Raw genomic sequence first — 13,180 nt, 5'->3', positions numbered from 1 at the left:
CGCGCGGGGCTAGGAATGGCTATCCGCCAAACCGCTCCCGGGAGCCCTCCTTCATGTTCCGAAATTTCATCTTCGACTGGTCAGGCACGCTTGTGGACGACCTGCCTCCGGTATTGGAGGCGACCAATCATGTGCTCTCGATCTATGGCAAGCCCGCCTTGGATCGCGAGGAGTTCCGAAGGGTCTTCCGGTTGCCGTATCGTGAATTTTACGAGGAGATGCTACCGGGGGTTCCCTTGCCGGAACTCGAGGTGCATTTCCGGCAGGCATTTGCGGGAAGCAAGTCGCCAGTAACGATTCTGCCTCATGCACGGGAGAAGCTGGAGTGGTGCAAGCAGCACGGGGTGCGAGCCTTCGTGCTGACGAGCATGGACAGCGAGTCGTTCAAGAAACAACTGGTGGATCTGGGGCTGGCAGATTTCTTCGAGGCGACCTATTCCGGGGTGCTGGACAAGCGGGAGCTGATCTTGGAGATCATTTCGAAACACCGGCTAGTACCGGAGGAGACCGCCTTCATCGGTGACATGACGCATGACATCGATACGGCGCGGCACGGGAAGCTTACTTCGATTGCGGTGCTTACGGGGTATACCTTGGCGGGGCCGCTCTCGGAATCGCGACCCGACCTCACGGTGCCGGATCTGGATGCGCTGCGTCGTTTCGTGGGTAGACCGGGTTGGCGTCCTCGACCGGTGGCGACGGTAGGAGCGCTGCTTCACGACGGAAAGGGCAAGCTGCTGATGCTTCGCACGCACAAGTGGGGCCACCGCTGGGGGATTCCCGGTGGCAAGATCCGCCGGGGCGAGAGCACGGAGGACGCGCTGCGGCGCGAGATCCGGGAGGAAACCGGCTTGGAGATCGATCGCATCCGCTTCGTGATCGTGCAGGACTGTATCGACTCGCACGAGTTTCTGCGGCCGGAGCACTTCCTGCTGCTGAACTATGTGGCGCGGGTGAAGAGCGGGGAGATCGTCCTCAACGAGGAAGCGCAGGACTATCGCTGGGTCACGCCGGCAGAGGCGATGGGGCTGGACCTCAACCGGCCGACACGGACCCTACTGGTGGAGGCCCTGAATCAGGGTGTCATCGAGCATCCCGTCTGAGTTGGGCGCGGGTGAGCCGCATGACCATGGTGATACCGGTGATTGCGACCAGAAAGAAGAGAGGCTTGGACAAGTAGTCATACCAATATCGCACGATCCCATCGCCGAGGAGGGAGTCCCGGATGTGATCCTCGAGCACCCCGAGGATAGTGAGAAGGTGAAAGGGAATCAGGTAAGCAACGAGGACCGCGGCCCACCAGACTTTGATGTGGTTTTGCAGCGCAGTTCCTGCTGTGATCCGGGCGACGCGCTTCATCTGCCACCACGGAGCTACCAAATTGAGGGCGGGAATGAAGAAAGTGCCGACGATCCCGGCTGGCTCAACGGTGGTGCCGGGAGGGGCCAGCTTCCGTGCATTCCAAGCCACGCGGTAAACCCAGCAGAGGAAGAAGAGTGCTGCCGATATCCTCGCCCCAACCAGAGTCTGCCCCATGAACTTTTGCCAAGTAGGCGCTGCCGTATAACCGGCTAGTCCGAGCAGTTGATGAACGAGATCGAAGGTCGCGGCGATCCCGTAGGGCCAGCAGCAGAGATGGGCCCATAGGCGGGGATTTCTAAGATGCTCCGAGCGGAGATTGCTACCGGGGGGCATCCAATTGGTTGCCGGCGGGACATAGGGATCTACCGGCTCTTCGGCCATCTCTGTGAACCATGCCTGCAGAGCAGGAATGGGGACAAGAACAAGATCGGGCCAATGGACCCCTCAAGAGGACTCCAGAAGAGCTTTGGCGAGGCGGTAAGCCGTCTTATCCGGCGATCGTGAGGCATCCGCGAAGAGTGCTTCGATGCGGCGCTTGCCGCGCAGGCAGATGTAGATGGCAGTCTCGATCGAGCGGGTGTCACCGAGCGTGTGGGCACGGGAGACGGAGACGCTCATTGCAAAGAGTTCGGCACCGATATCGACCAAACGGCCTAACAAGAGCTGGCGGCGTTCCAGCTTGGGTCCGTTCAGGGCCATGGAGTGAAAGAGGGTGCGGGCGAGCTTGCGGCTCAGCTTCGCGATATCGCGGAGACCGCGTTTCAGGCCGGGATCCAAGTCGTGGGGAATGTGGCCCGATGAAGGTAGCCAGCGGGCGGGATACCAGCGTGCGTAGTAGAGGCCCGCCTTGGCCGCGGCATTCAGGCGCTCGCCTGCAACCTTGCGGGTATCGAGTGCTGCGGCACCGCGGCGGAGGTGAGGATCTAGTGCTTCGCGGGCGATGAAGAGGTGCATGATCTCGGTGGAGCCCTCGAAGATCGTGTTGATGCGGCTATCGCGGAGAAGACGCTCCACCGGATCGGGCTTGTCACCGCGGGCGCGCAAGGAGTCCGCGGTCTCGTAACCGCGGCCGCCCTTGATCTGCATGGTTCTATCGGCACCGCGCCAGCCGGCCTCCGTGCCCCAGAGCTTGGCCATGGCCGCCTCCAGGCGGATGTCGGCGTGTTTATCCACATCGACCAAAGCGGAGGTGTAGCGAACCATCGCTTCAGTGGCGAATGCGTCGGCGGCAAGGTCCGCGAGCTTGCCAGCGATCGCTTCGTGCTTGCCGATGGCTTGGCCCCATTGCTCGCGGCTGCGGGACCAAGTAAGCGCGATGTCGAGGCAGCGATCAAGCAAACCGACACAAGCGGCGGGGAGGGTCAGCCGCCCGGTGTTCAGCGTTGTCAGAGCAACTTTCAGTCCTTTGCCTTCATCCCCTACCACATTCTCACGCGGCACCTTCACGCCGGTGAAACGGATCACGCCATTATAGAGCGCCTTCAGGCCCATGAAGCGGCAGCGGTTCACGATCTCCACGCCGGGCCACGAGGTCTCCACGATGAAGGCAGTGATGGCGTTCGGCTTGTCCGGCAGCGGCGTGCGAGCCATCACAATCAGGTGCTTCGCTTTCAAACCGTTCGTGCACCAGAGCTTCTCGCCATCGAGAATCCAATGGCTGCCGTCGTCGGATAGCTTGGCTTCCGTTTTCATGCGCGCGGGATCGGAACCGACTTCGGTTTCCGTCAGGGCGAAGGCTGAGACATCTCCTGCGGCACATCTTGGGAGATACTTCTTCTTCTGCTCATCCGTGCCGAACACGAGAAGCGGCTGGGGAATGCCGATCGATTGATGTGCGGAGAGCAGCGCGGTCAGGTTGCCGCAATGACCGCCGAGCAGCATCGCGGCACGCGAGTAGTTCGTCTGGGAGAGACCCAGTCCGCCGAGTTCTTTCGGGATCTTGATGCCGAAGGCACCGAGGGTGGCGAGTCCTTTGAAGACCTCGTCCGGGATCTCGCCCTCGCGGTCGATGGCATCGGGATCGGTGCGCTCGCGTAGGAAGGTGCCGAGCTTCTGGAGGAAGGCGTCGCCTTCCGCGCGGTCGCTCTCGTTCTGAGCGGGGAAGGGGAAGAGCGGGCTGAAGTCCGGGGAGCCATCGAAGAGTGAGGCGGCGAAGCCGCTGAGTTCCCGGCTATCGCGCGAGGACTCGGCCAGCTCCAAGGCCGCGCGCTGGCCTTCCGACATCTTCGTGGTGTCGATGATGGAAGCGCCGGTATCGCGGCGGACTTTCTTTTCAGTGGTGTCGGGTGGCGTGAGTGAGGCCTTCATGGGATCGCGGGGTCGCGGGTTTCGCCGTTGGGGCGTTGTTCTTCGGCATGCTTGCCAGGTTGAGTTCGTACTGGAGGGGGCCGCCACGGAAGGGCGCGTAGCCGGTGCCGAGCACCATCGCGAGGTCGATGTCGTCTGCCGTTTCGGCGACATGCTCGTCCAGGCAGAGCCGCGCTTCCTCGCTCATGCAGCGGGCGAGATGGCGGGCGGTATCCGCGGGCAGAGGCTCCGTCCCGCTGCGAAGGGCCAAGGCCTCCAGATTCGGACGGGTACGATGACCTTCGTAGATGTAGAATCCGGATCCGGATTTGCGGCCGAGATGACCTTTGGCAATGAGCTTGTCGAGCAAGTCCGGAACTTTCATGCGCTCGGGGAAGGCGTCCGCCAAGGTCCGGGCAACATGTGCCGCCACATCCAGACCGACTTCGTCGAGAAGGCGGAGCGGACCCATGGGCATGCCGAAGTCCAGCATGTCATCATCAAGCTCCTCGGGGTCTCCACCGCGTTCGAAGAGAGACGCCGCCTCGACCAAGTAGGGCATCAGAATCCGATTCACGAGGAAGCCCGGTGAATCCCGGACCACCACGGGGAGCTTGCCGATCGAGCGGACGAAGCCCACAGCGGTCGCCAAAGTCGCGTCGGATGTTTGAGGGGTTCGCACCACCTCGACCAACTGCATGCGGTGGACGGGATTGAAAAAGTGCAAGCCCACCAGGCGCTCGGGATGGGTGATCACCTCGGCCAGTTCATGAACGGGCAGGGCGGAGGTGTTTGTGGCCAGGATCGTGTCCGGTCGTGTGCGGGCGGAAAGGTCGGCGAAGACCTTGCGCTTGATGTCGAGCTTCTCCACGGCCGCTTCGATCACCAGGTCACAGCGGTCCAAGGGCACTGGGACGGAAGAAGGCAGGATGCGATCGATGCCGCGCGCGGCCTCCGTCGGGGTTAGCACGCGGCGCTTGCGAGCCTCATCATAGCCCTTGGCGATCGACTTCATTCCTTTGGCGAGGGCTGCATCGTCGAGATCGCGCAGGATCACTTCATGTCCGCGGGTGCTCAGCCAGTAGGCGATGCCCGCTCCCATGACGCCGGCACCAATCACGGCGCAGCGGCCTACCGGTTGAGGATCGGCGGCCACGATCTTGTGCTTCTTCGCGCGCTCCTGAAGGAAGAAGAGCCGGAGCAGTTGGTGGGTCTCCGGCCGCTCGGCAAGCTGGAGGATCGCCTCCCGCTCGCGCTCGAAGCCGGCGTGGACGGGGCCGTAGCAGGATTTCGCGGCCACCTCGAGGGCCGCCTCCGGTCCGGGATAGAGTCCGTGGGTCTTCTTCTTCAGATCGGCCCGCGCTTTGAGGGCGATTAGCGGGGCGACGAGCGGATTGTGAATCAGCAGGTGTGGCTTGGCGTGGCGCTTGCCCTTCTGCAGCAGCACGAGGGCATGCTCTTCAAGGTGCTCCTGCGGCACGACGGCATCGACGATACCTTTAGCGCGCGCCGCCTTCGCGGGCATGATCTTGCCGGCCAGAATCAAAGGCAGGGCAGCGGGCAGACCGATCAATCTTGGCAGACGCGTGGTGCCACCCCAGGCGGGAAGAATACCGAGCTGAGTTTCGGGCAGTCCGATCTTGGTGGCCTTCTCGTCACTGGCGACCCGCCAGTCGCAAGCGAGAGCCAGTTCCAGTCCTCCTCCCACGCAGGCCCCGTGGATGGCCGCGACTGTCGGATAGGGAAGGTGTGCCAGCTTGTCGAAGGTGGCTTGGCCGAGCTCGATCAGATCGCGTAGCTCTTCACCATGAGCCGAAGACAGCGCCTTGAGATCGGCTCCTGCGATGAAGATGCTAGGTTTGGCCGAACGGATGATGAGTCCGGCCAGCTCCGGATGAGCGGAAAGCGCATCGAGCTTTTCGGAGAGTTCCACAAGGGCAGGGCGGTCGAAGATGTTCGCCGAGGATCCCTCGCGGTCGAAGGTCAGCACGCCGTGGCTACCTTGGAGTTGGAAATGGAGATGGTTCATGGCCTTAGTTTCGTTCGAGCCAAAGAGCGGCACCTTGGCCGCCGCCGACACAGGCGGTGATGAGAGCGCGGTGGCCGCCCGTTTCACGGAGTTGGTGGAGCGCGGTGAGTGCGAGTCGCGCTCCGGTGGCACCGACCGGATGGCCGAGTGCGATGGAGCCGCCGCGGCGGTTGAGAATTTCGGGGGGAATCTCGACGGGATGAAGCTCGTGACCGCTCTTGCGGGGATCGCGCAGCGCGGCCAGCACCGCGAGGACTTGGGCGGCGAAGGCTTCATTGATCTCGACGAGATCGGCATCCTCCGGAGACAGGCCGGTGATCTGCCGGGCCAGCGCGATTGCATGGACAGGACCGAGGCCCATGCGCTCGGGGTCGCAACCGCTGTAGGCGTAGCCGCTGAGGCGACCGAGCGGCTCGATGCCGAGGCGCTTCACCGCATCCTCGCTGCCGACGAGAAGGGCGACGGCGCCATCGGTGATCTGCGAGCTATTACCCGCCGTGACCGTTCCGGTCTGGCGATCGAAGATCGGGCGGAGCTTTGCCAGCTTCTGTGGCGTGGAGTCTTCTCGCACACCATTGTCGCGAGTCACGGCATTGCCCGGGAGGTGCACGGGCGCGATCTCCTCCTTGAGCAGGTCCGCGGCGGCGAATGCCTTGCGATGCGATGCGGCGGCGAAGGAATCCTGGATCTCGCGGGAGATGTGATACTCGCGGGCGAGGATCTCCGCGGTGTCTCCCATGATCATCCCGCTGTAGGGATCAGTGAGACCAAGTTGAAGTCCCACGCGGGGCTTGAAGTCTTTCGGGCGGAAGCTGGCGAGTGCGGTGATCTTCTGGCCGACGGCTTTCGCCTTCGCGAGCTCGCCGAATTTCCGGGCGCTGGCATGTGAGAACATCATCGGCACGCTGGACATGCTCTCAGCTCCGCCCACGACAAAGAGCTCGCCGCGCCCGCTCATCATTCGTTGGTGTGCGGTGGTGATGGCCTCCATGCCCGAGGCGCAGTTGCGGTGGACCGTGGCCGCGGGAATGCGCTTCGGAATGCCCGAGCGGAGCGCGATGACACGGGCGACATTGGCCGCATCCGCAGGTTGGGCTACGCAGCCGAAGATCACCTCGTCGATGAGATCCGGATCGATACCGGTGCGGAGCAGGAGCGCTGTGGTGGCATGGCGGCCGAGATCATCGGCCCCCAGCCCATCGAAGTCCGATCCCATCCGGCAGAAGGGAGTGCGGACTCCGGCGATGATGTGTAGATCGGACATGGCTTGTTTCAGTTGTCGTTAGCGGGCCGGTGATCGACCACCTTCTGTTCCTTGAGTTCCTTGCCCACGCCTTGCAGCTCGCGGATCTCGTCCCAAGAGTGGAAGACGATGTCATTCGGGGCGAACTCGACGGCTTGCCCGAATCGGTTGGCGATGCGCTTCTTGAGAGTGTCGCGGTTGGTGCCGTTCGAGGGCGCGGCGTGGACGAGCACCAGATCGCTTTCGAGCGGGTCGTCGTTTCGTTTCTTCAATTCGATCTGCCAGGCCCCCAGACCTTCGGTGTCATCCAAGAGATTCTCCAAGGCGTTGAAGTCCACCAAGGTGCCCTTGAGCTTGCCGATGTTGAGACGGCGGATGTCGGAGACGCGGGAGATCTTGCCGACCAAGCGCGGACAGCTGCGGCCACAGCAGGGGCAAGCCTCATGGACAAGGCCGCCCTCGATAAGGTCGCCGGTGCGGTAACGGATGACCACGGTCCCGCGAGCATCAAGCGGTGTGCAGACGATCTCACCGGGATGGCCGTCGGGGACGCGCTCACCGGTTTCGGGATCGATCACCTCGATAAAAGTGAGGTCAGGATAAATATGGTAGCCGCTCGGCTCGGAGTCTCCATCCGGCATGCATTCCGTCCACGCCATCTTGGCCTCGGTGAAGCCGTATGTGGACATGATGGCAACATCGGAGGCTCCGATCTGTTCGCAGAGCGCCTTGAGCTTCACCCGCATGCCGGCGGGCACTTTCTCGCCGCCGAGCACGATGCGCTTGAGATTCGTCCAGCGTTGCTTGTCCGCCGCCGCCTGCTGCAGCAGGTGGTAAAGAAAGGTGGGCATCGCGATGATCGCGTCCGGTTGGATCTTCCCGATCAAACGCAAGTTGCCCTCGGTCCCCATCGTCTTGCCTCCGCCGGTGGAGAGCATGAAGGTGTTGAAGCCGGTGCCCGCATGATGGGCCAACCAGAAGGCCAGGTGAGGCGCGAAGGGGAAGGCATTGATGTGCCGCCAAGCTGGATCCGACTTGCAGAGCTCCATCATCCGCGTGCCACCAGTTTCGAGGTTCGCGATGTCATACTTCGTATAAAGGAAGGGGACAGGCGCAGCCGAACGGCCGGTTGTGCTGGTGAGCAGGATGGGCCGCAGCTCTTCCTCCAACATCCGCTTGGTCGACGAAGGACCATGGGTAAGAGCATGGCGAATGGTGGCCCACTGATGCTTCAGCGCGGCTTCCTCCGGAATCACCACGAAGTCCTTCGGATTCTCCAGCAGTCGCTTGGAGGTGAAGGGGAGATTCACCAGATCATCGGTGCCGCGGATGTCCCCGGCCTCGATTCCCAGCTCGCTGAACAGCTTTGAATAATAAGCGGTGAATGGCACCACGCGATCACTCAGGAGCCGCCTCAAGAGCGCATCCTGGCGATGGTGCATCTCATCATGCGACGTCGTGGCCCACCATGGATTGGATTGTAGGAAGTTCATGGCTGCGAAGATCTGGGCGCAACAAGGCGCGGATTTCGTCCAAGTGCTCCAAGGTGACTTTGCGGCCGGCGTCGATGAATCGGCGGAAGCCGGAGTAGTCGTGCCAAGGGGCGAAGAAGTGCTCCGGCCTTAGGGTGAGGTCGGCGCGTTTGCAGGCCTCGTGCGCCAAGCGGATTTGCGCGGCGCGGATGCCTTGGCGAAAGGTATCGATCATGTTACCCCTCGCGAGGAGGTTGAGATTGCCATTGAGGGCCGAGCCGAAGCGGCGCAGCCAAGTGGGAGAAGGTTCTTCGTCACGTGCGCAGCGGCCTTCCTCGACATCGCGGAAGGTCGGCACCACCGAGACCGCGATCACGCGGTCGACATCGGTAAACTTATGAAGGGCCCCGACAGGAACGGGATCGATCACACCGCCGTCCACGCAGCGGTGGCCATCGACCATCACCGGAGCGATGATCCCTGGCATGGCGCAGGAGGCATGAATGGCATCCGCAATGCGGCCACGGCGGAAGACGATGCGTTCCTTGGTGTCGATATCCACCGCGACGGCGAGGATCTTGCGTTCAAGCTCCTCAAAACAGAGGTCGCCGAGGGAGCGTTCGAGATGAGCCCGCGCCTTCATGCCGCGGAAGAGACCCTTCATGGGCGGGATCATCGGGTCGGCCAGTCGCCAGAGTTGGCGGCGGTCGTGCATCTCCGCGGCGAGTTCTTCCAGAGCGGCGCCGGAAAAGCCTGCTGCCCAGAGGGCCCCGATGTAGGCACCCATGCTCGAGCCAGCGATGGCATGCACCTCGATGCCGTTTTCTTCAAGAACCTGAAGAACCCCGACATGGGCCAGCCCGCGTGCTCCGCCGGAAGAAAGTGCCAAGCCGAGTTTCGGCACCGGAGCGTCGTCCAGAGGCCTTTCCCGTCGTTCAGGACGAGGGTCTCCGCGGAAGAAGCGCAGGATTTTTCCGAGCATCTGGCAGGGTTCCTTTCCAGTTGTCGGGCCGGATCAATCCGGTCCACCTAACAGTAGGCGGAGACGCGTGGAATGCAAACGAGTGCTGGAACTTTTCCGAGAGAGCGATTTGAAACAGGGGCGCTTTGCGTAGGTTTCAGAGCCTTTTCAGAGCGTGATCTGCGCCCCGAGCTCGACGACGCGACCGGGCGGGAGCCGGAAGTAAGCCGTGGCGGGGGACGCGTTCCGAGCCATGACAGCGAAAACCGCTAGGCGGATGCGATCGAGAGCGCTGGCATTCTTGCCCACGCCGTAGGATTCGCGGCCGAGGAAGTAGGTCGCCTTGCCCGGATGGAATTTTACCTCTTCCGGCAACCGGGTCTTGAGTGCTTCCGGTACGTCCGGAGTTTCCGCGAAGCCGAAGCTCAGGCTGACGCGGTGCAGGCCGCTGCCAAGATCCTCATGCTTGGCGCAGGCGCAGGGGTAGGCGTAGGGCTGGTCGAGGGTATCGACGTGGAGCAGCACGACCTTTTCGTGCAGGACTTGGTTGTGCTTCAGATTGTGTAGCAGGGCGGTGGGCACGGTGTCGCCGCGGCCGCTCATGTAGACGGCGGTGCCGTGGACGCGGTGGATCGAGCCGCGCTTGAGATCGGCCAGCAGGGCATCGACGGGCAGGGCCTCGCGGGAAAGGCGCTTGTAGAGGCGGGCCCGACCCCAGATCCAGGTGACCATCAGGCCCATTGCGGAGCCTGCCACGACGAGCGGTAGCCAGCCGCCGTGGATGATCTTGAGCGAATTCGCGGCGAGGAAAGGAATCTCGATGGCGAGGAAGAGACCGGTGACGGCCCCGGCCTTGAGCTTGGTCCAGCCCCATACGGCGCGCGCCGCGGAGTAGAAGAGGAAAGAGGTGATCGTCATCGTCAGTACGATGGCGATGCCGTAGGCGCCAGCGAGGGCGGTGGAGCTCTTGAAGCTAACCACCAGCACGATGCAGGCGACGAGAAGGAAGCGGTTGATCGAGGGAACATAGACCTGCCCGGCGGAGTGATCCGAGGTGTAGCGGATTTTCACGCGCGGCAAGCAGCCGAGTTGCACGGCCTGGGTGGTGAGGGAGAAAGCTCCCGAGATAAGCGCTTGGCTGGCGATCGCGGCGGCGGCGGTGGCCAGGATGGTGAGCGGAAAGCGCAGCATTTCCGGCGCGAGGAGGAAGAAGGGCGCGCGCAGGGCGGAGGGATCGTAGCTGAGCAGGGCCGCTTGACCCAGATAGTTCAAGACAAGGCCGGGGAGCACCACGGCGAACCAGCCGACGCGGATGGAGCGTGTGCCGAAATGGCCGAGGTCCGCATAGAGCGCTTCACCACCGGTCACGGCCAGGAATACGGCAGCAAGCAGAGGGAATGCATGATGCCATTCCCGGATCAGGAAGGTGATGCCGGCGGTCGGGCTGATCGCACTCAGGACCTCCGGATGAGCGATGACGCCGCGCAGGCCAAGGGCGCCGAGGGTGAGGAACCAGAGCAACACGATCGGCCCGAAAAGAATACCGACCCGCCCCGTGCCGTGGCGTTGGATGCTGAACATGCCCACGAGGATAACGACGGCGAGTGGCACGACGTAATTCGAGAGCTGCGGCGCGCTGACGGAAAGCCCCTCCACCGCAGACAGCACGGAAATGGAGGGGGTGATCATGCCATCCGCATAGATCAGCGATGAGCCGGCGAGACCGAGCAGAAGGATCATCTTTGGGTCCTTGCCCCCTAGCCGCCGCGCAGCGGAGCGAATGAGAGCGGAAAGGGCGAGGATGCCGCCCTCGCCCCGGTTATCCAAACGCAGGATGATGAGGACGTATTTGACCGAGACAACGAGGATCAGCGCCCAGACGATCAGGGAGGCCGCGCCGACGAGATTCCCCTTGGTCAAGGGAGTGGGGTCGATGCCGTGGGGGGCAAAGCACTCTCGGAAGGCGTAGAGCGGGCTGGTGCCGATGTCTCCGAAAACGATCCCGAGGGCTGCCAAAGTGGCAGCGGCGAGCGAGGGCTGGCGACCGGCGTGGCCGGCGGAAGGATTGTTCATCGTCGCGGAACAGTTCGTCCGCGCCGCTTTCCAAGCACTCTCCGGACCGGGTGGCCAGCGAAATCCCCTACATGGAATACGCAGTTGAAGCTTGCAATTTCAAGGATTTGCGCATGACGGAGGGCGCTTCGCGGTTGCCTTGGAATCCGCGGAATCCCCGCTTTACGCTGGGCCCGCTGGTCGCTACACGCGGCGCGTCATGGCCAAGAAACCGGTGGTGCTCATCATTCGCGACGGCTGGGGTGTGAACCCCGGAGGGAAGAAGACTGCAAAGAAAGACGGCAACGCCTCCCTTCTTGCGAAGACTCCTTTCCACGATGCGTTGTTCGAGCAGTATCCGAAGGGCTTTTTGAGCGCATCCGGCATGGATGTGGGCCTGCCTCCGGGGCAGATGGGGAACTCCGAGGTGGGTCACCTGAATCTCGGCGCAGGGCGGATCGTCTACCAGGATCTGACCCGGATTAACAAGGCGATCGAGGACGGCGAACTGGCCAAGAACAAGATTTTCAAGAAGGCCTTGGCGGATGCCAAGGGCAAGCGCCTGCACTTCATCGGCCTGCTGTCCGACGGTGGGGTTCACTCGCACCAAGACCACCTCTGCGCGATGGTGGGCATGGCGAAGAAGGCAGGCGTGGATGACATCTACGTGCACGCCATCACCGACGGCCGCGACACCTCTCCGACCGGTGGCGCGGAGTATGTCTCGAAGGTGGAGGACGAGATCGCCCAGTATGGCGCGCGGATCGCCACGGTGACCGGCCGCTACTATGCGATGGACCGCGACAAGCGCTGGGAGCGCACCAAGCTCGCTTGGGATGCTATCGTGCATGGCATCGGCGAAGCGAAGGACGTGCTGGCTTCGGAGGCGATCGCGGAGAAATACGCGCAGGACAAGACCGACGAGTTCCTGCTGCCGATGGTCTTTGTGACGCCGGGCAAGAAGCTGGTGCGCGACGGCGACGTGGTGCTGTTCTTCAACTTCCGCGCCGACCGCGTGCGCCAGATCTCCGATGCTTTCCTGACCGAGGGAACCTTCAAGCCCTTCAAGGCGGGCCGTCGCCCGAAGGTCAACTACGTGACCCTCACGGAATACGCCAAGGACTACGACTGTCCGGTGATCTTCCGCCCGCAGACCCTGAAGATGGGCCTTGGTGAAACCGCCGCCAAGGCGAAGAAGACCCAGCTCCGCATCGCGGAGACGGAGAAGTACCCGCACGTGACCTATTTCTTCAACGGCGGCATCGAGAAGCCTAACAAAGGCGAGGACCGCGCGATCATCCCGTCGCCGAAGGATGTGGCCACCTACGATCTGAAGCCGCAGATGAGCGCAGATGAGGTGACCGCTACGGTGGTCAGCCGCCTCAAAGATTACGATCTGGTCATCATCAACTTCGCGAACCCGGACATGGTCGGTCACACCGGGGTGGTGGAAGCCGCGATCAAGGCCTGCGAGAAAATCGATGCCTGCTGCGAGGCCGTGGTCACCGAGGCCCTGCGTCTGGGCGGCAAGCTGCTGCTCACCGCCGACCACGGCAACTGCGAGTACATGATCAATCCGGACGGCTCGCCACACACCGCTCACACGACGAACCTCGTCCACCTGATCTATGTGGGCGCCGATGCTGACAAGTATCAGGTGAAGGACGGCATTCTCGCCGATGTGGCTCCCACGCTGCTCGACATGATGGGGCTGGAGAAGCCCAAGGAAATGAGCGGCTCCAGCCTGCTGGCAAAGAAGTAAGCTGAGATGATTT

9 protein-coding genes are annotated in these 13,180 nt (G+C 62.7%); 2 read left to right on the top strand and 7 right to left on the bottom strand.

What is annotated here, in order from left to right; genetic code table 11:
* The first annotated feature begins 53 nt into the window (after nt 1-53).
* The gene (locus OJ996_RS21095) at nt 54-1,103 is read left to right on the top strand and encodes an NUDIX domain-containing protein (RefSeq protein ID WP_264515665.1); all 1,050 of its coding nucleotides are present in this window, start codon (nt 54-56) and stop codon (nt 1,101-1,103) included.
* Here the strand turns inward: OJ996_RS21095 and OJ996_RS21090 are convergent.
* The 7 genes from OJ996_RS21090 to OJ996_RS21060 all read right to left on the bottom strand — a co-directional run bounded on the left by OJ996_RS21090 (nt 1,084) and on the right by OJ996_RS21060 (nt 11,426).
* Complete coding sequence (locus tag OJ996_RS21090; RefSeq protein ID WP_264515664.1) at nt 1,084-1,743, bottom strand: DUF4328 domain-containing protein; 660 nt, start codon at nt 1,741-1,743, stop codon at nt 1,084-1,086. The two genes, OJ996_RS21095 and OJ996_RS21090, sit on opposite strands and share 20 nt — an antisense overlap.
* A 63-nt stretch (nt 1,744-1,806) precedes the next feature.
* Nucleotides 1,807-3,669 carry an acyl-CoA dehydrogenase family protein gene (locus OJ996_RS21085; protein WP_264515663.1) on the bottom strand — a complete coding sequence of 621 codons (1,863 nt, stop codon included), beginning with the start codon at nt 3,667-3,669 and terminating at the stop codon, nt 1,807-1,809.
* Nucleotides 3,635-5,677 carry a 3-hydroxyacyl-CoA dehydrogenase NAD-binding domain-containing protein gene (locus tag OJ996_RS21080; RefSeq protein WP_264515662.1) on the bottom strand — a complete coding sequence of 681 codons (2,043 nt, stop codon included), beginning with the start codon at nt 5,675-5,677 and terminating at the stop codon, nt 3,635-3,637. Before OJ996_RS21080 ends, OJ996_RS21085 begins: the two co-directional genes overlap by 35 nt.
* A gap of 4 nt (nt 5,678-5,681) precedes the next feature.
* Complete coding sequence (locus OJ996_RS21075; RefSeq protein WP_264515661.1) at nt 5,682-6,941, bottom strand: thiolase family protein; 1,260 nt, start codon at nt 6,939-6,941, stop codon at nt 5,682-5,684.
* An 8-nt stretch (nt 6,942-6,949) separates the two neighbouring features.
* A complete protein-coding gene (locus tag OJ996_RS21070) occupies nt 6,950-8,413 on the bottom strand; it encodes a phenylacetate--CoA ligase family protein (protein WP_264515660.1) in 1,464 nt (487 codons plus the stop codon).
* Nucleotides 8,367-9,374: a patatin-like phospholipase family protein gene (locus OJ996_RS21065; protein WP_264515659.1), complete on the bottom strand. Its 1,008-nt coding sequence runs from the start codon at nt 9,372-9,374 to the stop codon at nt 8,367-8,369. The genes OJ996_RS21070 and OJ996_RS21065 overlap by 47 nt, the downstream gene beginning before the upstream one ends.
* 147 nt (nt 9,375-9,521) lie before the next feature.
* Entirely contained in the window at nt 9,522-11,426 is a 1,905-nt protein-coding gene (locus OJ996_RS21060) for a potassium transporter Kup (RefSeq protein WP_264515658.1), read from the bottom strand.
* Nucleotides 11,427-11,625: 199 nt separating this feature from the next.
* Here OJ996_RS21060 and gpmI point away from each other — a divergent pair, with 199 nt between their 5' ends.
* Entirely contained in the window at nt 11,626-13,167 is a 1,542-nt protein-coding gene (gpmI, locus tag OJ996_RS21055; protein WP_264515657.1) for a 2,3-bisphosphoglycerate-independent phosphoglycerate mutase, read from the top strand.
* The last annotated feature ends 13 nt before the right edge of the window (nt 13,168-13,180 follow it).

Source organism: Luteolibacter rhizosphaerae, from assembly GCF_025950095.1.
GTDB lineage: Bacteria > Verrucomicrobiota > Verrucomicrobiia > Verrucomicrobiales > Akkermansiaceae > Haloferula > Haloferula rhizosphaerae.
The sequence above is the reverse complement of the archived record's forward strand: the minus strand, read 5'-3'. Positions and strand labels throughout refer to the sequence as shown.